The following is a 22,061-nucleotide window of genomic DNA, read 5'->3' as shown; positions in this document are numbered from 1 at the left end:
ATCTTCGAGAAACCGCTTCGCGGCTCCTCAGGATGAGGGCTCGCAGGGTGGCGGGGCTTTTCGCCCTCCTTACGGCGGGCTTTCTCGTCTCCGCCCATTTCGGCGGTCTCGCGCAGAATGCCCAGAGCGACCGCGGCATCGTCGCCGATCTCATTTCCAAGGCGCTTTCCAGCGACACCAGCCAGGTCTCGATCGGCGAGGTCAATGGCGCGCTTTCCTCCGATGTCGAGATTCGCGACATCGTTCTCTCCGACCGTGACGGCGTCTGGCTGCGTCTCGATCGTGTCCGCCTGATCTGGACCCGCAGCGCCTTGCTGCTGCGCCGCCTCGATGTCGACCGCCTCGAGATCGGCAAGCTGGAACTCCTGCGCAGGCCCGCCCGGCAACCGGCCGGTGCTGCGCCGAGCAACGAGCCGATCCTGCCGGAGCTGCCGCTGAAGGTGATCCTGCGCGCCTTCCAGCTCAACGAACTGGCTTTGGGCGAGCCGGTTCTCGGTGCCGCCGCGCGCCTCGGCGCGACCGGCTCGGCATCGCTGGGCCCACCGAGCGAAGGGCTCGACCTCAAATTCGAGGCGCGCCGCCTCGACATGGGCGGCACCTTCAACGTCAATCTCGCCTTCGTCCCGCAGACGACGCGCCTCCAGCTCGCTGCCAAGCTCGACGAGCCGGCCGGTGGATTGATCTCGAAGGTCGCGGGCCTGCCGGGCGAGCCGCCGGTCAAGCTCGATCTCAACGGCGACGGGCCACTCGATTCCTTCCGTTCGAACCTGACCTTCACCGCGGGGCCGACGATTGGCGCGGAGGGCTCGGCGACGCTCAACCGGGCCGGTATCGAGCGCCAACTCGCGCTTGCGCTCGATGCGCGCATCGAAGGACTGATGCCTGCGCCGGTTGCTCCCGTCTTTGCCGGTTCGACCCGCCTCGACGGCGCGGTCGGCTTCCGGGACGACGGCGGCGTCGACATCCGTAGTCTCGCCTTGGTCTCCGCGCTCGCGCGGCTGGACGTGCTCGGCCGCTACAACGCCGACAAGACGCTCGATATCCGCGTCAGCGCCGCGTCGCGCCCAAATGCAGATGGCCGGACTGTCGCCTCCGGCGCCGAGATCGGCAAACTGGCTTTCGACGCGACGATCCGCGGTCCTGTCGCCGGCCCGACCGTGGTCGCGACCCTGGATGCGCAGGACGCCAACATGCCGGCCGGCCGGTTCGGCAAGGTCGGGCTGACCTTCAACGCGACGCCGACCGGCACCATCGGCGAGCCGGGCACCCGTATCGCGCTGACCTCCGACGGCGAAGCCAGCGGGATCGCGCTGACCGACAAGGCGCTGGCGCGGGCGGTGGGCGACAAAGTCGCCTTCACGCTGCGCGGCACCGCGCAGGACGATGGCACCGCCGATTTCGAGACGTTGAAGCTGGCCCTCTCCGGCGTCGAGCTGGATTACAAGGGTAAGCTCGGCCAGGCGCGCGTGCTCGGCAAACTCAAGGCCGTCCTGCCTGATCTTTCGCGGTTCAGCGGACTTGCCGGGCGTCCACTCGGGGGGAGGGCGGAGGTCACCGCCGATCTCGACGCGACGCCGCGCCTCAACAACTACACCGCCACGCTCGACGGCAAGGCCGAGCGTCTCGCCACCGGCGCCGCCGTCGTGGACCGGTTGCTGGCGGGCAATCTCACCCTTGCCGGGCGCGTCAATGCGCTCGCTGGCGACTACACGGTGAACGGCCTGCGTGTGGCCGGGCAGCATGCCGCCTTCACCGCCGATGGTTCGCTCGGTCGGCAGCAATCCAGCTTGAAGCTGGCGCTTGCGCTGCCTGATCTCAAGCGCGCCGATCCGCGCCTCTCCGGTCGCGGCGACATCACTGCCGAGATCACCGGCCCGCAGAACAGACTCGATGCCACCGCGCGGATCGCCGTCGCAAACGCGACCGCTCTCGCCCGGCCGATCCCACGCCTGACGATCGATGCTGTCGTGAAGGACCTGCAGGGAGCGCTGAACGCCAGCGTCGCGCTCACCGGTGAAGTCGATGCCAAGCCGGCGACCGGCCGGATCGAGCTCGCGCGCCAGCCCGACGACGGTTGGAACCTCTCGACACTCGACCTTTCGATCGGTTCGGTCCGGCTGAACGGCGGTCTCACGCTCGATCCGGCGAGCCGCGCCGCCGGTCGGCTGACGCTGGCCGCGCGCAATCTCGACGACCTTTCGGCGCTGGCGCTGGCCAAGCTGGGCGGCCAGCTCGATGCGGACATCATCCTCGCTACGCCAGATGGGCGACAGGATGTCGACCTGACGGCGCGCGGCTCGCGTCTCGTCGGGCCGTCTGTCTCCATCGACAAGCTTGATGCCAAGCTCGGCGCCCGCGACATCTATGGCCGGCCGATGCTCGACGCGGCCGTGGCCATCGACCGCGCGGTCGCCGCCGGCGAGACGATCAGTGCCATCCGCTTCGACTCGAAAGGCGCATCCGACGCCAGCGTCTTCACGCTGAGCGCGAATGCGCGCGGCTTTGCCCTGAAGGGCGCAGGCCGGCTGGTGCCCGGCGAACCGTTGAAGCTGGAGATTGCCTCATTCGATGCCCGCCGCGACGGCAGGGCGATTACGCTCGCCAACCCGGCTTCGCTGAGCTTCCCGGCCTCGGGCGTCGAGATCGCCAACCTCGCTCTGATGATCGACAAGGGCAGGGTGACGCTCGATGGCCGGGCCGGCGAGGCGCTCGATCTGCGCTTCACGGCCCGCGACGTGCCGCTCGCGGCCGCCCGCATCGCATCGCCCAATCTGAATCTCTCCGGCACCCTGAACGCCGAGGCGCAGGTCAAGGGCAAGCCGGGCGATCTCGCCGGCCCCTGGAAGCTGAGGATCGCCCAGCTCGTGACGCCCGAGACGCGTCAGGCCGGTTTGCCGCCGGTCGAGATCACGGGTGAGGGGGCTTTCAAGGGCGATGCGACCAGCGTTTCCGCCACGGTGAATGCCGGCCGGGGCGCCAGCCTGACATTGCGCGGGACTGCGCCTCTGAACGCGGCCGGACCGCTCGATCTGGCCGCGCAAGGCCGCGTCGACGCCGTGCTCGCCAATCCGATGCTGGCCGTGAACGGGCAACGTGTGACCGGCAGCGTCGCCGTGGACATGCGTGCCGGCGGCACGGCGTCCGCACCGCGCCTCAGCGGCAACGCCACCTTGTCGAACGGCAGCTTTACGGATGCGCTGCAGGGGATCCGGCTCAACAACATTGAGGTCCGCGTCGCGGCGAATGGCGACAATCTGACGATCGAACGCGCTTCGGCGCGTGCGCCCAATGGCGGCACGATCTCGGCCAGCGGCCAGGTCAAGGTGGACCCGGCTGCGGGCTTCCCGGGCAATATCCGCATCCGCGGCGACCGCGCCCAGCTCGTCTCCAGCGGGCTTGTCACCGCGGTTGCAGGGATGGATCTCGAGATCAGCGGCCCGCTGGCGCAGCGCCCCCGGATCGGCGGGCGGATCGATATCGCATCGCTCGAGGTCTCGGTTCCCGACCGGTTGCCGGCTTCGCTTCGGCCGGTCGATGGCATCAAGCACATCAATGCACGCGGGACCGCCGCCGCCAGGCTCGCCGCAGAGCGTCGGGCTCGGGAGGCGCGCGGCCGCGGGCGGGCAGGTCCCGCTTTCGATGCGGCGCTTGCGCTGACGGTGTCGGCTCCCAGCCGCGTCTTCATCCGCGGGCGCGGCATCGATGCCGAACTCGGCGGCGAGATCCGCGTCGGCGGCACATCTTCCGCGCCGGTCCTCAATGGCGGCTTCGAATTGCGGCGCGGCCGCCTTAGCGTGCTCACGCAGCGCCTCGACTTCAGCCGCGGCAGACTCACATTCGCAGGAGGGTTGATTCCCGAGCTGGATTTCGTCGCCGAGACCAGCGCGGGCGACGTGACGGCCAGGATCACCGTCAGCGGCCCGGCTGACCAGCCGAGCTTCTCCTTCACCTCGCAGCCCGAGCTGCCGCAGGATGAGGTGTTGTCGCGGCTGCTCTTTGCCCGCGCCTCCGGCTCTCTCTCCCCCTTCCAGGCGCTCCAGCTCGCCCAGGCTGCTGCCCAGTTCGCCGGCGGCGGTGGGGATGACACCTTCGAGCGGCTGCGCAAGTCGCTCGGCGTCGACAATCTCGATATCCAGATGGGCGCCGGTGGCCCGACCGTCGGCGCCTCGCGCTACATCAGCGACAACGTCTCCGTCGGTGTGAAGGTCGGGGCGAAGCCCGAGGACAGCGGGATCTCGGTCGGCGTCGACGTGACGAAGCGCTTGAAGCTCCAGGCTGAAACGGGAGCTGACGGCAGCGCGGCCGTCGGAATCGGCGCCGAGTGGGAATACTGACCGTCCGGCGCCGGGGGAATCGCATGCGCCAAGATTCGTAGCCGGAGCGGCTCCGGAGCTTCATGATTCCCCTTTGGATCTGTTCAAAACCGGCCTGACGGCGCCCGCGGGGTTAATGGTTCGTAAATTTCGAGCCTCAAAGCGTGGCTCGTCTGCAACACCGGATTTCAAAGCATCCCATGCACAGCCCTTGGCGGCTGATCCTGGTTGATCGGCGAGGGCGGTTTCGTATGGTGGAAATGCGTCGGGACGTTCCCGGTCGCTGTTTTTCGTCCTCGCCTCCGAAATAGGTCGGTGACGCGGGCGAAAGACCGGGAATAGGCAGGTTCTGCGATCAGGCTGAAAGTCTGGGGCGGGGGGCAGGCTGAAGCCCGAGGGTCTCGAAACTCTTTTGGAGGTTACCAAATGAAGCTCGTTAAGAGCCTCCTCCTCGGTTCCGCCGCCGGCATCGCCGCGGTCGCCGGGGCTCAGGCCGCCGATCTTCCCTCGCGGAAGGCCGCTCCGGTCGAGTACGTTCGCGTCTGCACTGCCTACGGTGCTGGCTTCTTCTACATCCCGGGCACTGACTCCTGCCTGCGCATCTCGGGCCGCGTTCGCGCCGAGTACGCCATCGGCACGCGTTACAGCGACTTCCAGGATGCTTACGGCACCCGCGCCCGTGGTCGTCTGAACGTCGACGTCCGCACGCAGACCGCCTACGGCACCCTGCGCACCTTCATCCGCTACGAGCTGACCAACAACACCGGCATCTACAACCAGGGCGCCGTCACCCCGTTCAACGTTGGTTCGACCGTCCCCGGCCTCGTCCGTGGCCCGTCGTCGACCTCGACCGGCTCGCTGGTCGATCTGGCGTTCGTGCAGTTCGGCCCGATCACCGCTGGTCGCGCTCAGTCGTTCTTCGACTTCTACGCTTCGGACCTGAACTTCGCTTCGATCCGTACGGCTGACTCGCGCGTCAACCTGTTGGCCTACACCGCGACCTTCGGTTCGGGCTTCTCGGCCACGATCTCGGCTGAAGACCGCACCTCGGGCACCTCGGGCCGCGAGCTCGCGGGCGCAATCTTCAACCCGCTCACCCCCGGCGTTGGCGGTATTGCCGTTACCGCTCAGGGTCAGAACTTCCCCGATCTCGTCGCCTCGCTGCGCGTCGATCAGGGTTGGGGCTCCGCTCAGCTGTCCGGTATGGTCGGTCAGCGTAGCTACGCCACCGCGACCAATATCACCGCGGTCAACGGCGATGAGATGGTCTGGGCCATCCAGGGCGGCGTGAAGATCAACCTGCCGATGCTCGCCGCTGGCGACGCTCTGTGGCTGCAGGCTGCCTATGCTGACGGCGCCCTCGGCTACCTCGGTTGGTCCCCGGCCAGCCTCGGCCTCGGCCGCGTTGGCTCCCTCACGCTCGCCGATGCCTCGATCAACCCGATCACCGGCAACATCAACAACTCGACCGGCTGGTCGCTTGTTGCGGCGTTCCGCCACTTCTTCACCCCGACGATCCGCACCGAGATCAGCGCGTCGTACTCTGAGCTGAAGTTCAAGTACAACGACGTCAACGCGACTGCGTTCAACGGTGTCTTCGCTCGTTCGGCGGACCCGAAGGAGTTCCTGCTCGCTGGCGCTCTGATCTGGTCGCCGGTCTCCGGTCTGGATATCGGTGTCGAAGTGCTCTACTCGCATCTCGACGTCAATTCGCCGGTCGGCGTCGTCAGCAACGCCAACGTCCGCAGCGGCGTGCTCGGTATCAAGTCCGACGACACCGTTGCTGGCCGCTTCCGCATCCAGCGCGACTTCTGATCGGTCTCCGATCTCAGTCGGAAGCCCCGGGGAAACCCGGGGCTTTTTTATTGCCGGTGGCTTGAGAACGCCGCGGTTGACGGGCGGTCCCGGTCCAGCCGGATCCGAGGGAGGCACCGTTCGCGTCGGCGACCTGGACGGTTCGGTGCAAGCCCGCGGTTGAAACAAAAGCCTGCGGATCGTCAGGTAAATTATTGATAGAATGGACCGGTCGCGGTTGTCGGATGCCTGGGGCTGAGCATTGACCAGTGCAGGTGAAGGGGGGCGTGACATGTCGCAGCCGGCGCGCTGGTTCTGGGGTCTGATTCCACTGGTCCTGCTTTGGGGCGCCGGGAATGTCGGGCTCGACGCGGCCATCGAGCAGGATGTCGGCGAGCGCGCGGTGCGAGCCGTTGCCGCAGAGGCCGGCCAAGCCCCGGGCGCCCGTCCTATCGTGGCACAGGTCGAGGGCCGAGACGTCACGATTTCCGGGGAGGTCCTGTCGACCGACGGCGCCACCCGCGCCATGGCGCATCTGCGCGCCGAATTCGGCGTCCGCCGGGCGCTGGGCGGTCTGTCGCAGGTCGTTGCGCAGAAGCCCTATTCATGGTTCGCGGGCCGGCTCTCGGATAGCGTTACGCTCGGCGGCTTCGTCCCAGATATCGAGACGGCGACCGCCAATCTCGTTGCAGCAGGCGCTGCACTGCCCGGCCTGCGGATCGACGATCGTCAGACTATCGCATTCGGCGCGCCGGACGGCTTCGCGGCGATGACCGCTGCGATGATCGCCGAACTGCCGAAGCTGGCTTCCGGACGGATCGCGCTCGACGACAGCCGCTTCTGCATCGAGGGGAAGGCCGTGACACCCGATGCGTTCCGCGCTCTCGAGGCCGCTATGGTGCAGTTGGCCCGGCCCGGCTTCCAGGCAGTGAAGTGCGATCTGGAGCCTCCGACCGTCACACCCTATCGCTGGAGCGCCGAGCACCGTGCCGACAATGAGCTCGTCCTGCGAGGATTCTATCCGAACGACGAGATTCACAGGCAGCTCTTCCAGGCGGTGCAGCGTGCCTTCGGGGCGGCGGTGGCGCTGCGCGATGAACTGCAGCCAGGAGACGGCGCGCCGTCCGCGTTCCTCGAGAAAATCGCGCGGGCCGCTGCGGACCTTGCCCGGCTTCGGGAAGGCAGAGCCGAGCTCAGCGGGGATGTCTATACGCTCTCCGGCAAGGGACCGGACAACTATGAGGCCTGCCAGGCACTGCGCCTGCAGATCGCACAGCTGGACGGCCCCGATTCGGTCGCGCGGGTCGAGATCGACTGTCCTCCGGAGCCGCCGCCGGCCCCTGTCGTTGTGCCGCCGCCCGAGGTGCCGGGCCCGATCCTGAAGGATGTGCTGCCGGCAGCTCCGGCACCCGCTCACCCCACCTCTGCTTCCACCGCACCCCTCGATTCCGGGCCCGCCACGCTACCGGCGACGCCTTCCGCTCCGGTCGCTGATCCGACAAGCGTGCAGCCAGCGACAACTCCGGTGCAGCTCGAATGGAACGCAAGACGCGCGGACGGGCGTGTCTCTCTCGGCGGAGTTCTGCCGAGTGAAGCCGAGCGCGCCAATGTAACGGCCGTGGCGCGGCGCCTGTTCGGGGAAACGGCGCTCGACGACCACATGAGGGTCGAGCCTGTATTGCACACCGAACTCGACATCCCGGCGTCGCTGTCCTTCGCGCTTGAGGTCCTGTCGAAGCTGAAGGCGGGATCGGTGAGGATCCACGACAAGGCCTTTGTCGTGGCCGGCGAGGTTGCGGACGCCGCGGCTCTCGGAGAGCTGCACGATCTCCTTGCCCGAGGTGCTCCGGCAGGGCTCACCATGGAGTCTCTGCCGGACAGCGTCGCGGTTCGGCCTTATCGGCTGGGGTTGTCGGCGGATCGTACCGGCCTGCGCCTGACCGGTTTTCTTCCTGACGAAATGACGCGTGCTGCTCTCCGTTCGCTCGTTGCCGATTCCCCGCTGAAGGATCGGCTCGATGATGGGGCGGTCGTCGTGCCGGGGGCACCGGCCGGTTTCGGTGCTGCGGCGCGGGTTGTCCTCACCGATCTGCTCCGGCTGGATCTCGGCTCCGCTTCTGTCGAAGATGATCTCGTTAGCATCCGCGGACTGACCTGCCGCGAATTGATCAGGAGCGAGGTCGAGACCAGCGCCGCCTCTGGCCTGCCACCGGGCTTCAAGGCCGATGCCGTGATCAGCCTGCGTCAGACCGGTTGCGTCGTCGACCCGCCGGCAAGCTGTCAGAACGATCTCGACGGCCTGACCACGCGCAATACTGTGCTGTTCGGGCAAGGAACCTCGGCCGTAGAACTCGACGCGACGACCGAGCGGGTGATCGGCGAGGCGACGGCGATCCTCCAGAAGTGCCCGGGCTCTCAGGTCACTATCGAGGGGCATGCCAATCGCGATGGCGAGTGGCGCGGCTTCGACAATATGGATCTGTCGCTTCGGCGGGCTCTGCGTGTGCGCGACGAGCTTGCGCGGCGCGGGATTGATCCGGGGAAGCTCACGGTCAAGGCCTATGGCAGCACGCGTCCGATCGCGCCCTACGATAAGCCGGAAGCCAAGGCGATGAATCGCCGCGTCCAGTTCACAGTGGCGAAGTAGGAGGCGGACATGCTCTATCTCGCCAGCCAATTCGTCTGGTTCCTGCTCGCCGCCTTTGGCCTGGGCCTCGCCATGGGCTGGATCAGCCATGCTGGCGGTAAGGTCCGGCTGTGGAACGGCGCCTGGACCGTTGTCGCCGTGCTCTGGGCCGTCGGTGCAGCCTTGGCCTGGTTCCAATGGCTCAACGGTGCCGTCGCGACATGGGTGGAGACCGCTCTGCTGTTCATTGCTGCGTACTGGGCGGGCTGCGTCTGCGCCAGTTTGCTCCCCAGGTCGGCAGCTGTGAGTGCAGTTGGGGCTCCCGCGCGCAGAGCGCAGCCGTTCACAATTGCTGCGCCGGTGGAAAATCCGTCAAAAACGGCTCGGGAGGTACCCACCGATGCGCTTCCGCCAGTCGAGAACGAAGCGGATCTGCCCGGCCGGCGGCCCACCGGTCGGGGAGCGGCTCGCGGCGGCAAAGCGGACGATCTGAAGCTGATCAAGGGCGTCGGCCGGCAGAACGAAGGCCGCTTGCACGGTCTCGGCATCTGGCATTTCGAGCAGATCGCGGCCTGGACGCCCGACAATATCGAATGGGTCGGCAGCTACCTGGCCTTTCCCGGTCGCATCGAGCGTGAAGACTGGGTTGGCCAGGCGAAGGTGCTGGCAACGGGGGCGGATACCGAGTTTGCCGCTCGCGCCAAGGCCGGACAGGTGGAGACGTCGCGCGACGACGGATCGTTCGGGCAGAGCAACGTCGCGGATATTTCTGGCGAAGCCAAGGCGGAGCCGCCGAAACCCTGAATTCAGGCTGCTCGGCGCTCGGCCCGCGCGATCAGCTTGCCGATGCGCCGGGCCATGTCCTTCGAGCCCAGCAGCGGGGCATGGCCTTGTCCGGGCACGCTGTAGACCTCGCAATCGGGATGGCGCTCGGCCATGTCCTGCAGGGTCTTCTCGGCCAGCAGATCGGAGTTCGCGCCGCGGATCGCCAGCAGCGGCACCGCTTTGAGCCCGTCGAAATAGGTCCAGAGTACCGGCAGCGGCGTTTCGAGATCGAGCTCCTCCAAAACCTTCATGAGCCTGGTATCGTAGTCTGGCTTGAGCGGGCCGTCGCGATCCGTCCAGGTGCGGCGGGCCATGATCTCCCATTCAGCCTCGCTGAGCGCCGGGAAGTGCTGATCGGAGAGCCGCTTCAGGATCTCGGCGCCTTCCGAGAAGCTGCGCGGCACCGGCAGCTTGCCGACATAGCCGCGGATGCGCAGCAGGCCGCGCGCGTCGATCACCGGGCCGACATCGTTGAGGACAGCGCCGCGAATAACGGCCGGACGTGCCGCCGCCAGCGCCATCGTCAGAAGCCCACCGCGCGAGGTGCCGATGAAGATCGCCTCATCGATGCCCATCGCGACCAGGACCTGCATCACGTCGTCGAGTTCGATGCGGATATCGTAGTTCTTCCAGTTGCGGTCGTAGTCCGAGAGCCCGCGGCCGCGATAGTCGAGGGCGAGCACGCGCCGCGGCTTGGTTTCGTCCTGCGCGAGAGCCAATGCCAGCTCGTGGAAATCGGCCGCCGTGCGCGCGAAGCCCGGCAGGCAGACGACAGGCAGCGCGGTCGCTTCGAGCGGGCCATAGTCGCGCAAATGCAGCTTCAACCCGTCGCGGGCGCTGACGAAGCGGGAGGTGAAGGCGGTATCCGTGGTCATAAGGGACTCGAGGCGGAGGGCTGGAGGCACCTAACCACGCCGATGGCAGGGGTGGAAGCCGGGTTTCACGGCTGGCCGTCAGGCCGCTCCCCAACGCCGCAGTTTGGCGAGGCATCGGTTGAAGACATCGAGTTCTTCCGGCGTCAGTACGGACAGGAAATCGTGCTCCATCTCTTCGCCGAGCCTGTCCGCCTCCCGCCTGATGGCTTCGCCCTTCGGCGTGAGATGGAGGGAGACCTTTCGGGCATCGGCGCTTTCGAGCTGGCGGTGGACATGGCCTTCGTCCACCAGCTTGCGAAGATGCTTGGAGATCAGCGTCTGCTCGATGAAGGTCGCTTCCGAGAGTGCGCGGGACGACAGCCCCGGCGCGTCCCCGATGGCGCGGATCACACGCAGCTCGCGGATGTTGAGGCCGAGCTGCCCCTTGTAGACCTGCGACGCCTTCGCCATCGCGGTCTGGCTCAACTGATCCAGCCGGAAGGTCAGGAAGGTGTCGCGCGGTGGCATCGTCAGCTCGTCAGCGCTTCTTGCTCTGCCGGCCCGCCAGCGTGAGCGCAATCAGCGAGAGCGCTGCGCAGGCCAGCAGATAGTGCGCCGGCATCAGGTCCGAGCCGGTCTTCGCCACCAACCAGGTCAGCGTGAAGGGCGCCAGCCCGCCAAACAACAGCACGACCACGTTGTAGGCGACCGACATCCCCGTCGAGCGGACATCCGTCGGGAACATGCCGGCGAGCAGGCCCGGGGTGGGCGCCCAGATCGCGGCGATCGGGAGCGCGCAGATCGCCTGGACCAGCAGCAGCCGCTCGAAGCTCGGCTCCGCCACGACATAGGCCAGCAGAGGATAGGAGAGCAGCGAGAAGCTGAGCATGCCCAGAAGCCAGATGCGGCGCGGGCTCCAGCGGTCGGCGAGATAGCCCATGATCGGCACGAAGATGAACAGCAGGATGCCGCCGATGAGCGAGCTCAGCATCGCGCTGGTGAAGGGCAGCTTCAGCTGCCGCACGACATAGCCGGGCAGGAAGATGAACCAGACATAATTCGAAGCGGTGCCGGGGATCATGAGGCCGAAGCAGCGCAGCAGGGCGTTGCGATGCTCGGCCAGCACGGCGTGGAACGGCGTGCGGCCGGCGTTGCTGCCGCCCTGCCTCTCGTATTCGGGAGATTCGTCGACGAAGCGGCGGATATAGAAGCCGAGCGGCGTGATCAGCGATCCCAGCAGGAAGGGAATGCGCCAGCCCCAGCCTTGCAGCGCCTCCGGCGTGAGCAGGGTCGCCAGCGCGTAGCCGGAGAAGGCCGCGAGCGCGAGCGCTAGCGCCTGCGAGCACATCTGGAAGCTGCCATAGGTCATCTTGCGGCCGGGCGGAGCGTATTCGACCAGCATCGCCGTGGCCGAGGCGAATTCGGCGCCAACCGAGATCCCCTGCAGGATGCGGGCGATGATGACGAAGATCGGCGCGAGGATGCCGATCGTCGCATAGCTCGGCGTCAGGCCGATCAGCACGGTCGAGAACCCCATGATCAGGATCATCACCGTCAGGATCGGCTTGCGGCCGAAGCGATCGGCATAGGTCGAGAGCAGCACGCCGCCGATCGGCCGCACCAGGAAGGAGATCGCGAAGGTCGCTGCCGTCAACAGCGCCGAGACAAGCGGGTCCGAGCTCGGGAAGAAGACCTGCGAGATGATGGTGGCGAAGAAGCCGTAGACGAGGAAGTCATACCATTCGAGGCCGTTGCCGATCACCGAGGAGATCACGGCGCGGCGGACCATTGCGGGGGAGCGCGCTTGTCCGGCTTGGATAGCCGCGGCGGTCATGCGCTGGTTCCTTGCGTCTGACGCTCGACGATCCGGCACAGGATGCTGGCGCCGATCGGGAGCAGGCGGTCGTCGAAATCGAAGGTCGGGTGGTGGCACATCGCGCCGGGCTGGCCGAGAAAGATGTAGGCGCCGGGCCACTGACGCAGCATCAGCGCGAAGTCGTCGGAGAAGGGCAGGGGCTTCAGGTCGGTTCTAACCTTCGCCTCGCGGAGAACAACTCCGGCGGCCGCAGCCGCGGTGGCTGCCGCGCGTGGGTCGTTGAGGCAGGGCGGACAGCTCGCCTTCTTCGTGCAGGTGATCGTGCAGCCCGACATCTCCGCGAAACCGCGGCAGACCGCGTCGAGCTTCTCGACGATCCGCGCCTCCGTCGCCGGGTCATAGGTGCGGATCGTGCCGCTGAGTTCGGCCGAGGCCGGGATGATGTTGGCCGCGGTGCCAGCGCAGAGACGGCCCAGGCTGATGACGGCGGGCTCCATTGGGTCGACATGGCGCCCGACGATCGAGGAGATCTCGTTCGCGAGCCGCGCCGCGACCTGGAGCGGATCGACCGTGGTATGGGGCGCCGCGCCATGACCGCCGACGCCGTCGATCCGGATCTCGAAGACCGTCGTTCCGCTCAGCGTCGGGCCGGGGCGGACTGCGGCCGTGCCTTCCTCATAGAGCGGGATGGTGTGCAGCGCGTAGACTTCCGAGCAGGGGAAACGCTCGAACAGCCCGTCGGCGATCATGCGCTCGGCGCCCTGGCCGATCTCTTCGGCCGGCTGGAAGATCAGATGCACCTTGCCGCGCTTGGGAGGATTGGCCGCAATGTGACGCGCGGCCGCCAGCAGCATCACCGTATGTCCGTCATGGCCGCAGCCATGGAATTGGCCTTCCGTGCTCGAGCGATAGTCGAGCCCCGTCTCCTCACCCATCGGCAGYGCGTCCATGTCGGCGCGCAGTCCGATGGTCGGCCCCTCCGCCGCGCCCTTGATGACGCCGACGAGGCCGGTGCCGCCCAGTCCGCGATGAACCTCGACGCCGAAGGAGGAGAGCGTCTGTGCGACGAAGTCCGATGTCCGGAACTCCTGGAAGGCGATCTCGGGATGGGCGTGAAGGTCGCGGCGCCAAGCCTGAAGCGTCGGCGCGAAATCGGCAATGTCCTGCAGCATCGAAGTTCCTCCGCTGAAGGCAATGGGTATTTGAAAGTTTCAAATATTGCAACGTTCAGATAATATCATTGCCGTGCCGGCAAATCTCGGGCGCGAACGAGACATACGGCACGGAACCGCGTCGTCATCCCGGGCGCAGCGAAGCGGAGACCCGGGATCCATGCCGGCGCGTTTGCCGGAAAGGCTCAGCCGTGGATCCCGGATTGGCGCGGCGTCGCCGCTTGTCCGGGATGACACAGTTCCGGCGCTGCAAGACTCAGTCGCGCTTGCCGCCGCGCTTCAGGTCGTAGTCGATGAGGTAGGCGGTGCGCTGGTTCAGGCGCTCGCGATAGACCTGCAAATTCTCCATCACGCGCTGGACGTAGTTGCGCGTCTCGGAGAAGGGAATGCGCTCGACCCAGTCGACGGCATCGACCTCAGGGTCGCGTGGATCACCATAGGCAGCGATCCATTTCTTCACGTTCGGAGAGCCGGCGTTGTAGGCCGCGAAGGTGAGGATGTAGGAACCGCGCCACTCCTTCAGCAGGTCGTTGAGATGGGCCGCGCCCATCTGTGCCGCATAGAGCGGGTCCTGCCCGAGCTTCTGCCAGTCGAAGGGCAGGCCGGCGCGCCGCGCCGTCTCGCGCGCGGTCGCAGGCATCATCTGCATCAGCCCACGTGCCCCGGCATGGGACATGGCGGCGGGGTCGAAGGCACTTTCCTGCCGGGCGATGGCATGGACGATGGCGCGCTCCATCGGGTCGCCGAGCACGTCGAACTCCGGGATGCCGTTGACCGGATAGGCAGCCATGTCGAGCGGGAAACCGCGCTGCAGCGCCGCCTTGCCGATGCCGACGAGCGCGCGGGCATCCGTCTCGCGCTGGGCGATGGCCGCAATCGCTTCCAGCGCTTCGGTGGTGTGCAGGCGCTGTGCCAGATCGTTCAGCATCAGCGTGGCGAGGTCGCGCTCGCCGATGCGGTAGAGCAGCCGCACGCCATGATGGCCGGGCAACCCCTCAAGGGCCACAGCGGAGGTGCTCCGGAGCGGCAAGCGGTCCAGCCCCAGTTTCGCCCGTGCGAGCTGGCCGTAATAGGCGACAGGCTGCTCGGCCGCCTTGCCGAAGGCCGCTTTCGCTTCCTCGGCTTGGCCCAACTCCTCATAGGCGCGACCCCGCCAATAGGCGGCGCGTGCCACCGAGATCGGCGTTTCGCCGATGGCGCCTGCCGCATCGAAATGCTTCAGCGCCACATCCGGCTTCTTCAGGAAGCGGAGTGCGATGAAGCCGGCGTGCCACTCGGCTTCGATGCGCTGGGCCGGGTCCTCGGCACCATGGCCGGCCGCGACTTCATAGGCTTTCGCCGGCTGGCCGGCATCGAGGAGCTTGCGGGAAATGATGCGCCGCTCCTCCCACCAGCCGTCGCCATCCCCGAGCAGCGCTGGATCGCGCGGGACGTTGGCGAGAGCCTTCGCGGCATCGTCGAGCTTGTCGCCACGGCGCGCTTGCTGTGCCTGCAGGAAGGCGAAGGAGACGTCGCTGCGGACGGAGGTCGGCACGGCCGCGATCTGCTTCTCGGAGATCGGCCGGCGCGCTCCGGCGCTGGCAAGCCGCGCCCTCGCCAACACGACATAATCGGCTGAGACGCGGGCAGCATTGCGCAAAGCCGCCGCGTCGTTGTCCTTGAACAGAAAGCGCTCGGTACGCAGGCGATGGTCGTCCTTCGTCAGCGCCGTCTCGAATTCCTTGAGGACGATCTTCTCCAGCGCTTGCCCGAACGGGTCCTTGCGCCAGCTCTGGCGCACGAGAGCCACGGCCTCTTCGGTTCGTCCCTCGTCCTTGAGTGCGAGCGCAAGCGCGATCCGCCCGGCTGGCGACACCGGCTGCTGGCCGTGAAAGAACGCACGGACGACGAGCGGGCTCTTCTTCTCGGCGATCAGCGCCTCTTCGGCGCGGCGTCGAAAACGGGTCGTTGCGGGATAGTTCGGATGCTCGCGCAGGAAGCCGTCGATGCGCGTGAACGATACGGTGCCTGCATTGGAGTGGATCGCCACCCATTCGAGCAGCGTGCGGACGGCGCGGTCCTCGATCCGCGCTGCAAGCTCATCGCCGTCACCGAGCGCGCCGCGGCGATAGGCGGCGATGGCACCCTTCACGGCGTCCAGATTGATTGCATCCTCGGCGCGCAGGGCGGAGGGTGGATAGGGCAGCAGTGCGCCCGTGGTCTCGACGTCGCCGATCATGGCGAGCTTGCGCTGACTCGCCAGCATGCCGTCATCGCCCGCCTGTGTCGTCGAGGCGGAGAGCAACGCAGGCAACAGCAGGCCGACTAGTCTCCTCGCGGCAGCAGGCGAGGCCATGGCGGGTCTCCATCCTGGGGCAGGCATCGGGGAATGATGGTCGCGGAAGGGGGTTTATGAAGGCTTAACTATGAGGCCACGGATTTTCATGCATTGCCGGCTTTGCCTTGACCAAACGACGGTTTATGTGTGGCGGCCCGACAACCCGTGTTTCGCTTCAGGATCTGCCCCATGACCAAGCACATTGCCTTTACCGGCTCGATGCCCGCTCTGGTCACCCCCTTCAAAGCCGGCAAGGTCGATGAGGAGGCGCTGCGCGCGCTGGTCGAATGGCAGATCGCGAGCGGTTCGACCGGCCTCGTCCCCGTCGGCACCACCGGCGAGAGCCCGACGCTCTCCCATGACGAGCACAAGCGAGTGGTCGAGATCGTCGTCGATCAGGCCAAGGGCCGCGTTCCGGTGATCGCCGGCGCCGGCTCCAACAACACGATCGAGGCGATCGACCTGGCCGTTCACGCGGAAAAGGCCGGCGCCGACGCCGTCCTTGTGGTGACGCCCTACTACAACAAGCCCACCCAGGAGGGCATGTACCAGCACTTCAAGGCGGTGAACGATGCGGTCGGCATCCCGATCATCATCTACAACATCCCGCCGCGCTCGGTGGTGGACATGTCGGTCGAGACGATGACGCGGCTCTATGAGCTCAAGAACATCGCGGGCGTGAAGGATGCGACTGCCAATCTCGCTCGCGTCTCGCAGCAGCGCCACGCCATGGGGCCGGACTTCATCCAGCTCTCGGGCGAGGACATGACGGCGCTGGCCTACATGGCTGCCGGCGGCCACGGCTGCATCTCGGTCGTCGCCAATGTCGCGCCGCGCCTCTGCGCCGATCTGATGGACGCCACGCTGAAGGGCGATTTCGCCAAGGCGCTGAAGGTGCAGGATCGTCTCGTGCCGCTCCATGACGCCATCTTCAAGGAGCCGGGGCTGGCCGGTGCCAAGCATGGGCTCACGCTGCTCGGCCGTATCGAGGAGGAAGTCCGCCTGCCGCTGCTGCCGGTGACGCCGGCCACGGGCAAGGTCATCCGCGAGGCCATGGTTTTCGCCGGGCTGTTGAATGCCTAAGTAAGGATTGCGTTCGACCGGTCTTCCCGGCCGACGTCAGGGAATTCCGGGATGTACGAGCCCAGTCACTTCAAGGTCGAGGACCGCGCGCAGCTCCACGCTGTCATCCGGCAGCATCCGCTCGCGTCGCTGGTGACAGTGGGCGAGGGCGGGCTGATCGCCAACCCCGTTCCCTTCATCCTTCATGCCGATGAGGGCGAGAACGGCGTGCTGCGCGCCCATCTCGCGCGTCCCAATGCGCAGTGGAAGGCGATCGCGGCCGGGGCGGAGACGCTGGTCATCTTCACTGGCGTCGAGCGCTACGTCACGCCGGCCTGGTATGCGACCAAGCGGGAGACCGGGAAGGTCGTGCCGACCTGGAACTACGTCACGGTGCAGGTCCGCGGCCCCGCCCGCGTGATCGAGGATCCTGCCTGGCTGCGCGCCCAGCTCGAGTCGCTGACGCAGCAGCAGGAGGCGCCTCGCGCCGAGCCATGGGCGGTCTCGGACGCGCCGGAGCCTTTCATCGCGGCACAGGCGCGCGGTATCGTCGGCGTCGAGATCGAGATCGCCTCGATCATCGGCAAGTTCAAACTCAGCCAGAACCGGCGGGAGGACGACAAGCTCGGCGTCCTCAACGGCCTGAGCGCCGATCCTGAAACGGACGCACAGGCGATGGCCTCGCTGGTGAAAAAACATGGATTCAGTGGAACTGCATGAAGAAGCCTGATCCCGCCCGCTACCGGCTCGCCGCCGACAACCGCAAGGCGCGCTTCAATTACGAGATCAAGGAGACACTGGAGGCGGGCATCGCTCTGCAGGGCACCGAGATCAAGTCGCTCCGTGGCGGCAAGGCGACGATCGGCGAGAGCTATGCTGGCCCGATGGGCGAGGAGCTCTTCCTGTTCAACGCCTATATCCCGGAATATTTGGAGGCGAACCGCTTCAACCATGAGGTTCGCCGGCCGCGCAAGCTCCTGCTCCACCGGCGCGAGATCAACAAGCTGATGGGCGCGGTCCAGCGCGAGGGCATGGCTCTGATCCCGCTCAAGGTCTATTTCAACGACAAAGGCAGGGCGAAGGTCGAGCTCGGCCTCGGCAAGGGCAAGAAGCTCCACGACAAGCGCGAAACCGAGAAGACCCGCGACTGGAACCGCGACAAGCAGCGGCTCTTGAAGACCGGTGGGTGAGGCCTATTCAATAGGCGCCCGCGCCACACCTTGCCATGGAACTCACCCTTCCACCGGCTCATCGCCCTGCCGGATACCGTAGCGCCGTTCCAGAGCGGGGTTGCCCGGTGCGGCTGGGCCGCCGCCGGGCGCGGTGCTGCGGGGGCTGCGCTCGGACGGATCGCGCCCGACCTTCTGCATGAGCTGGGCGAGGTCGAGGAACTCGTCGCATTGCCGGCGCAGCTCGTCCGAAACCATCGGCGGATTGGTCGAGATCGTCGAGACGACGGAGACCTTGACGCCCTTGCGCTGCACTGCCTCGACCAGCGGGCGGAAGTCGCCGTCACCGGAGAACAGATAGATCTGGTCGAGATGTGGCGCGAGCTCGAGCATCTCGATCGCGAGCTCGATGTCCATATTCCCCTTCACGCGCCGCCGGCCCGTGGCGTCGGTGAACTCCTTGGCTGCCTTGGTGATGACGCGGTAGCCGTTGTAGTCTAGCCAGTCGACCAGCGGACGGATCGAGGAGTACTCCTCGCTTTCGACGAGGGTGGTGAAATAGAAGGCGCGGATCAGATTGCCGCGACTCTGGAACTCCCGCAGCAGGCGGCGGTAATCCATGTCGAAGCCGAGCTGCTTCGAGGTCGCGTAGAGATTGGCGCCGTCGATGAAAAGCGCGATGCGCGGTGCGCCGTTCATGGCAATCACTCCTGCTCAAATGACTTCAATTATTAGAGATGGAAGCAAAAGGCGTTTGAACAATGTCTTTCATGAATGAAATTTGACAGGCTTCAAACAAGGGCGTGGCGTCTTGACGCAGCTCAGTAGCGTCGCGGTGAGGCTACCCACCGTCCTACGATCGTGCTGACGAATGGTCTCGGCCGCCGGATGGGTTATGTCGCGGCGTCAAGGCCGCAGCCGCGCCGGATTGCCCACTGCCGTGCGACCAGCGGGCACGTCGCGCGTGACCACGCTGCCCGCGCCGATGATCGCATCGTCCCCGATCGTGACTCCCGGCAGGATGATCGCGCCGCCGCCGATCCAGACATTGTGCCCGATGCTGACCGGGCGTCCGAGTTCCAGCATCTGACGGCGCCGGGCCGGGTCGCGCGGGTGATCGGCGGTGAGGATCTGGACGCCGGGGCCGATCTGCGTGCCGTCACCGATCGTCACGGCGACGACATCCAGGATGACGCAGTTGAAGTTCAGGAAGACATTGTCGCCGAGGCTGATGTTGTAGCCATAGTCGCAATGGAAGGGCGGGCGGATGGTGACGTCCCGCCCGACATGGCGGAACGCCTCCTGCATCAACGCGAGCCTTTGCTCAGGCGCGGCCGTGGTGGCGTTGAAGCGCTCCATCCAGGCGCTGATGCGGCGGTTGTCGGCGATGAGCTCCGGGCTGTCGGCGCGGTAGAGCTCGCCCGCCAGCATCTTCTCCTTCTCGCTGCGCATCGCCGTCTTCCGCGTGCTCAGCCTTTGCCCTTGGGGAACTCCAGCCCCATCTCGCGGTAGCGCTCCGGGTCGTCGCTCCAGTTCTCGCGGACCTTCACGAACAGGAAGAGGTGGACCTTGGCCTCGGCTGCCTCGGCGATTTCGGCGCGAGCCCTCTGGCCGATCGCCTTGATCGTCTGGCCGCCTTCACCGAGCACAATCTTCCGCTGCCCCTCGCGCTCGACATAGATCGTCTGCTCGATCCTGACCGAGCCATCCGGCTTCTGCTGCCAGCTCTCGGTCTCGACCGTAGAGCGGTAGGGCAATTCGTCGTGCAGCCGCTCGAAGATCTTCTCGCGGGTGATCTCGGCCGCGAGGAAGCGCAAGGGAGCATCCGAGATCTGGTCTTCAGGATAGAGCCAGGGGCCGGGCGGCAGCCGCTTCTCCAGCCAGGTCAGGATGTCCTTGACGCCGTAGCCGGTCAGCGCCGCGACCATGAAGGTGGCTTCGAACTGCCCCCGCTCGTTCACCTTGGTGGTGATCTCGAGCAGCTTCTCCTTCGCCACCGTGTCGATCTTGTTGAGGATCAGGAACTTCGGCTGCTTCAGCTCGGCGAGCTTCTCCAGCAGAGCGGTATTCTCTTCATGATCGAAACGGGCGACGTCGATCAGCACGCCGATCAGGTCGGCGTCGGTCGCGCCGCCCCAGGCGCTCGTCACCATGGCGCGGTCGAGCCGGCGCTTGGGTGCGAAGATGCCGGGCGTGTCGACGAAGATGACCTGCGCCGGGCCGGACAGGGCGATGCCGCGCACCTGTGTGCGCGTCGTCTGCACCTTGCGAGAGACGATCGAGACCTTGGCGCCGACGAGTTGGTTGAGCAGCGTCGACTTGCCGGCATTCGGCGCGCCGATCAGCGCGACGAAGCCGCAGCGCGTGGGTTGATCGGTTTCAGACATTGTCGCCTTCCGGGTTGTCGTTCCACAGGCCTTCACGCCGCAGGAAAGCTTCGGCCGCCGACTGCTCGGCCAGCCGCTTGGAGGGGCCGCGCGCCTCGGAGTCCGCGAGCCCGGTGATCTTTGCCGCCACGACGAAGACCGGTGCGTGGTCCGGCCCCGAACGTCCGCGCTCGCTGTAGGTGGGCGTCGGATAGCCCTTGCCTTGAGCCCATTCCTGCAGTGCGGTCTTGGCGTCGCGCAAAGGGCGTACCGGCTTTATCAGCCGTTCGCCGAAGGCGCGCTCGACCAGGGCGCGGGCGGCCTCGTAGCCGCCGTCGATGAAGACCGCGCCGATGACCGCCTCGCAGGCATCGGCCAGGATCGCCTTGTTCTTGCGGGCGCCGCCCTGGATCTCGCCATCGCCTAGCCGCATGAACTGCCCGAGATTCCAGCCTTGCGCCACCTCGGCGCAGGTCTCCTTGCGCACGAGATCGGCGAGGCGGCGCGAAAGATTGCCTTCCTCGGATTGTGGGTAGCGCCGGAACAGCATGTCGGCGATCGACAGGCCGAGCACGCGGTCGCCGAGGAATTCGAGGCGCTGATAGCTCGCCAGCCGCGATTCCTCGGCGCTCATATGGGTGAGCGCCGTCGTCAGCAGGGACTTGTCGCTGAAATCGTGCTCCAGCGCGGCTTCGAGCCGCGCTGTGTCCGGCGCCTTACGCGCGGTTTCGCTGCTTTTGCTCACTTGATGGTGCTGAACAGACGGTTCCAGCGAACCGTATAGGGCCATTCCCAGATCTTCCAGGCCGAGGCGCCGTCCTCTATCGAGAAGAAGATGATCTCGGCCCGGCCGACAAAGTTCTCGAACGGCACATAGCCGACGCTGCGGTCGCGCGAGTCGAGCGAGTTGTCGCGGTTGTCGCCCATCATGAAGAAATGACCGGGCGGAACGACGAAGACCTGCGTGTTGTCGAAGGTGCCGGTGTCGCCTTCGCGCTCGATGATCTCGTGGCGGACGCCGTTCGGCAGCGTTTCGATATAGCGGATCACCGGAACGCTGCGGCCCCAATTGTCGCTGGTTACATAGTCGGCGATGCGCTCGCGCTTCACCGGCTGGTTGTTGATGTGCAGGATGCCGTCGATCATCTGGATGCGGTCGCCGGGCAGGCCGATGACGCGCTTGATGTAATCGGTCGAGTTGTCGGTCGGCAGCTTGAAGACGGCGATGTCGCCGCGCTTGGGCTCGGCGGCCCAGATGCGCCCCGAGAACAGCGGCGGGCTGAACGGGATCGAGTGCTTGGAATAGCCGTAGGTGTACTTGGACACGAAGAGATAGTCGCCGATCAGCAGCGTCGGGATCAGCGAGCCCGAAGGGATGTTGAAGGGCTGGAACAGCAGGGTGCGGATGACCAACGCGATGAGGAGCGCCTGGACGACGACCTTGATCGTCTCGAAGACGCCGCCCTCGTCCTTGGCCGTCTTGTTCTTGCTTTCGACTTCGTTGGCCACGCGGGGGGCTCCTGGGACTGCGATCCAGCGCGGTCTAGCCGACTATCGCGTCTGCGACAACGCGCAAGAGCAGTCCGGAGGGATGACGCTGGCGGATGGCGAATACATGATCACAACAATTACAATGCGAGAAAACGGCGGGAGCTGGGCCGAATTCGCAGGGCGAATACCCACTTCGATGCGTTGACGATATCGTGTTTCACGAACAGCATTCGCTTGTTTCCGACCTTTGGGGGAA

Annotated in this window: 17 protein-coding genes; 7 read left to right on the top strand and 10 right to left on the bottom strand. The window is 66.4% G+C overall.

The genetic code is table 11. The features are described 5' to 3' along the window. Positions 1-32 precede the first annotated feature (32 nt). From AB4Z10_RS00480 to AB4Z10_RS00465, 4 genes are all read left to right on the top strand, one after another. The gene (locus tag AB4Z10_RS00480; RefSeq protein ID WP_441468401.1) at positions 33-4,334 is read left to right on the top strand and encodes a translocation/assembly module TamB domain-containing protein; all 4,302 of its coding nucleotides are present in this window, start codon (positions 33-35) and stop codon (positions 4,332-4,334) included. Positions 4,335-4,739: 405 nt separating this feature from the next. After that, positions 4,740-6,128: a porin gene (locus AB4Z10_RS00475; RefSeq protein WP_441468400.1), complete on the top strand. Its 1,389-nt coding sequence runs from the start codon at positions 4,740-4,742 to the stop codon at positions 6,126-6,128. Positions 6,129-6,399: 271 nt separating this feature from the next. After that, entirely contained in the window at positions 6,400-8,754 is a 2,355-nt protein-coding gene (locus AB4Z10_RS00470) for an OmpA family protein (RefSeq protein ID WP_441468399.1), read from the top strand. Between the two features lie 9 nt (positions 8,755-8,763). Beyond that, the gene (locus AB4Z10_RS00465; protein WP_441468398.1) at positions 8,764-9,537 is read left to right on the top strand and encodes a hypothetical protein; all 774 of its coding nucleotides are present in this window, start codon (positions 8,764-8,766) and stop codon (positions 9,535-9,537) included. Positions 9,538-9,539: 2 nt separating this feature from the next. Here AB4Z10_RS00465 and AB4Z10_RS00460 read toward each other — a convergent pair whose 3' ends face one another. The 5 genes from AB4Z10_RS00460 to AB4Z10_RS00440 form a co-directional block, all read right to left on the bottom strand. Then, entirely contained in the window at positions 9,540-10,433 is an 894-nt protein-coding gene (locus tag AB4Z10_RS00460) for an alpha/beta fold hydrolase (RefSeq protein WP_441468397.1), read from the bottom strand. Between the two features lie 78 nt (positions 10,434-10,511). After that, the gene (locus AB4Z10_RS00455; protein ID WP_441468396.1) at positions 10,512-10,940 is read right to left on the bottom strand and encodes a MarR family winged helix-turn-helix transcriptional regulator; all 429 of its coding nucleotides are present in this window, start codon (positions 10,938-10,940) and stop codon (positions 10,512-10,514) included. Between the two features lie 10 nt (positions 10,941-10,950). Beyond that, on the bottom strand, positions 10,951-12,246 hold the full coding sequence (locus tag AB4Z10_RS00450) for an MFS transporter (protein ID WP_441468395.1): 1,296 nt from the start codon (positions 12,244-12,246) through the stop codon (positions 10,951-10,953). Further along, entirely contained in the window at positions 12,243-13,400 is a 1,158-nt protein-coding gene (locus AB4Z10_RS00445; protein WP_441468394.1) for an amidohydrolase, read from the bottom strand. Before AB4Z10_RS00445 ends, AB4Z10_RS00450 begins: the two co-directional genes overlap by 4 nt. A 256-nt stretch (positions 13,401-13,656) precedes the next feature. Next, entirely contained in the window at positions 13,657-15,735 is a 2,079-nt protein-coding gene (locus AB4Z10_RS00440) for a lytic transglycosylase domain-containing protein (RefSeq protein ID WP_441468393.1), read from the bottom strand. A 171-nt stretch (positions 15,736-15,906) separates the two neighbouring features. Here AB4Z10_RS00440 and dapA point away from each other — a divergent pair, with 171 nt between their 5' ends. Genes dapA through smpB form a run of 3 tightly spaced genes read left to right on the top strand, consistent with a single transcriptional unit; the run spans position 15,907 to position 17,969 of the window. After that, positions 15,907-16,800 (top strand): 4-hydroxy-tetrahydrodipicolinate synthase, encoded by an 894-nt coding sequence (gene dapA, locus AB4Z10_RS00435; protein ID WP_441468392.1) that lies wholly within the window; start codon positions 15,907-15,909, stop codon positions 16,798-16,800. A 51-nt stretch (positions 16,801-16,851) separates the two neighbouring features. Next, the gene (locus AB4Z10_RS00430) at positions 16,852-17,499 is read left to right on the top strand and encodes an FMN-binding negative transcriptional regulator (protein WP_441468391.1); all 648 of its coding nucleotides are present in this window, start codon (positions 16,852-16,854) and stop codon (positions 17,497-17,499) included. Next, positions 17,496-17,969, top strand: a complete 474-nt coding sequence (smpB, locus tag AB4Z10_RS00425) for an SsrA-binding protein SmpB (protein ID WP_441468390.1) — start codon at positions 17,496-17,498, stop codon at positions 17,967-17,969. Before AB4Z10_RS00430 ends, smpB begins: the two co-directional genes overlap by 4 nt. 42 nt (positions 17,970-18,011) lie before the next feature. Here the strand turns inward: smpB and AB4Z10_RS00420 are convergent, their stop codons facing one another. The 5 genes from AB4Z10_RS00420 to lepB form a co-directional block, all read right to left on the bottom strand. Then, positions 18,012-18,647 carry a LabA-like NYN domain-containing protein gene (locus AB4Z10_RS00420; protein WP_441468389.1) on the bottom strand — a complete coding sequence of 212 codons (636 nt, stop codon included), beginning with the start codon at positions 18,645-18,647 and terminating at the stop codon, positions 18,012-18,014. Positions 18,648-18,854: 207 nt separating this feature from the next. Next, complete coding sequence (locus AB4Z10_RS00415) at positions 18,855-19,400, bottom strand: sugar O-acetyltransferase (RefSeq protein ID WP_441468388.1); 546 nt, start codon at positions 19,398-19,400, stop codon at positions 18,855-18,857. A 17-nt stretch (positions 19,401-19,417) separates the two neighbouring features. Beyond that, positions 19,418-20,335, bottom strand: coding sequence for a GTPase Era (gene era, locus AB4Z10_RS00410; protein ID WP_441468387.1), 918 nt, complete (start codon positions 20,333-20,335; stop codon positions 19,418-19,420). Next, entirely contained in the window at positions 20,328-21,059 is a 732-nt protein-coding gene (gene rnc, locus AB4Z10_RS00405) for a ribonuclease III (RefSeq protein ID WP_441468386.1), read from the bottom strand. The genes era and rnc overlap by 8 nt, the downstream gene beginning before the upstream one ends. Further along, entirely contained in the window at positions 21,056-21,823 is a 768-nt protein-coding gene (gene lepB / locus AB4Z10_RS00400; protein WP_441468385.1) for a signal peptidase I, read from the bottom strand. The genes rnc and lepB overlap by 4 nt, the downstream gene beginning before the upstream one ends. Positions 21,824-22,061: the final 238 nt, after the last annotated feature.

The organism is Allobosea sp. RAF48, assembly GCF_052114025.1.
GTDB lineage: Bacteria > Pseudomonadota > Alphaproteobacteria > Rhizobiales > Beijerinckiaceae > Allobosea.
This window is presented reverse-complemented; position numbering and strand designations above follow the sequence as displayed.

Coding starts and splice junctions, on each gene's coding strand:
- AB4Z10_RS00430 (WP_441468391.1), top strand. CDS start 16,852: ATGTACGAGCCCAGTCACTTCAAGGTCGAGGACCGCGCGCAGCTCCAC.
- AB4Z10_RS00455 (WP_441468396.1), bottom strand. CDS start 10,940: ATGCCACCGCGCGACACCTTCCTGACCTTCCGGCTGGATCAGTTGAGC.
- AB4Z10_RS00470 (WP_441468399.1), top strand. CDS start 6,400: ATGTCGCAGCCGGCGCGCTGGTTCTGGGGTCTGATTCCACTGGTCCTG.
- AB4Z10_RS00420 (WP_441468389.1), bottom strand. CDS start 18,647: ATGAACGGCGCACCGCGCATCGCGCTTTTCATCGACGGCGCCAATCTC.
- AB4Z10_RS00480 (WP_441468401.1), top strand. CDS start 33: ATGAGGGCTCGCAGGGTGGCGGGGCTTTTCGCCCTCCTTACGGCGGGC.
- AB4Z10_RS00450 (WP_441468395.1), bottom strand. CDS start 12,246: ATGACCGCCGCGGCTATCCAAGCCGGACAAGCGCGCTCCCCCGCAATG.
- AB4Z10_RS00415 (WP_441468388.1), bottom strand. CDS start 19,400: ATGCGCAGCGAGAAGGAGAAGATGCTGGCGGGCGAGCTCTACCGCGCC.
- AB4Z10_RS00460 (WP_441468397.1), bottom strand. CDS start 10,433: ATGACCACGGATACCGCCTTCACCTCCCGCTTCGTCAGCGCCCGCGAC.
- dapA (WP_441468392.1), top strand. CDS start 15,907: ATGACCAAGCACATTGCCTTTACCGGCTCGATGCCCGCTCTGGTCACC.
- AB4Z10_RS00475 (WP_441468400.1), top strand. CDS start 4,740: ATGAAGCTCGTTAAGAGCCTCCTCCTCGGTTCCGCCGCCGGCATCGCC.
- era (WP_441468387.1), bottom strand. CDS start 20,335: ATGTCTGAAACCGATCAACCCACGCGCTGCGGCTTCGTCGCGCTGATC.
- smpB (WP_441468390.1), top strand. CDS start 17,496: ATGAAGAAGCCTGATCCCGCCCGCTACCGGCTCGCCGCCGACAACCGC.
- AB4Z10_RS00440 (WP_441468393.1), bottom strand. CDS start 15,735: ATGGCCTCGCCTGCTGCCGCGAGGAGACTAGTCGGCCTGCTGTTGCCT.
- AB4Z10_RS00465 (WP_441468398.1), top strand. CDS start 8,764: ATGCTCTATCTCGCCAGCCAATTCGTCTGGTTCCTGCTCGCCGCCTTT.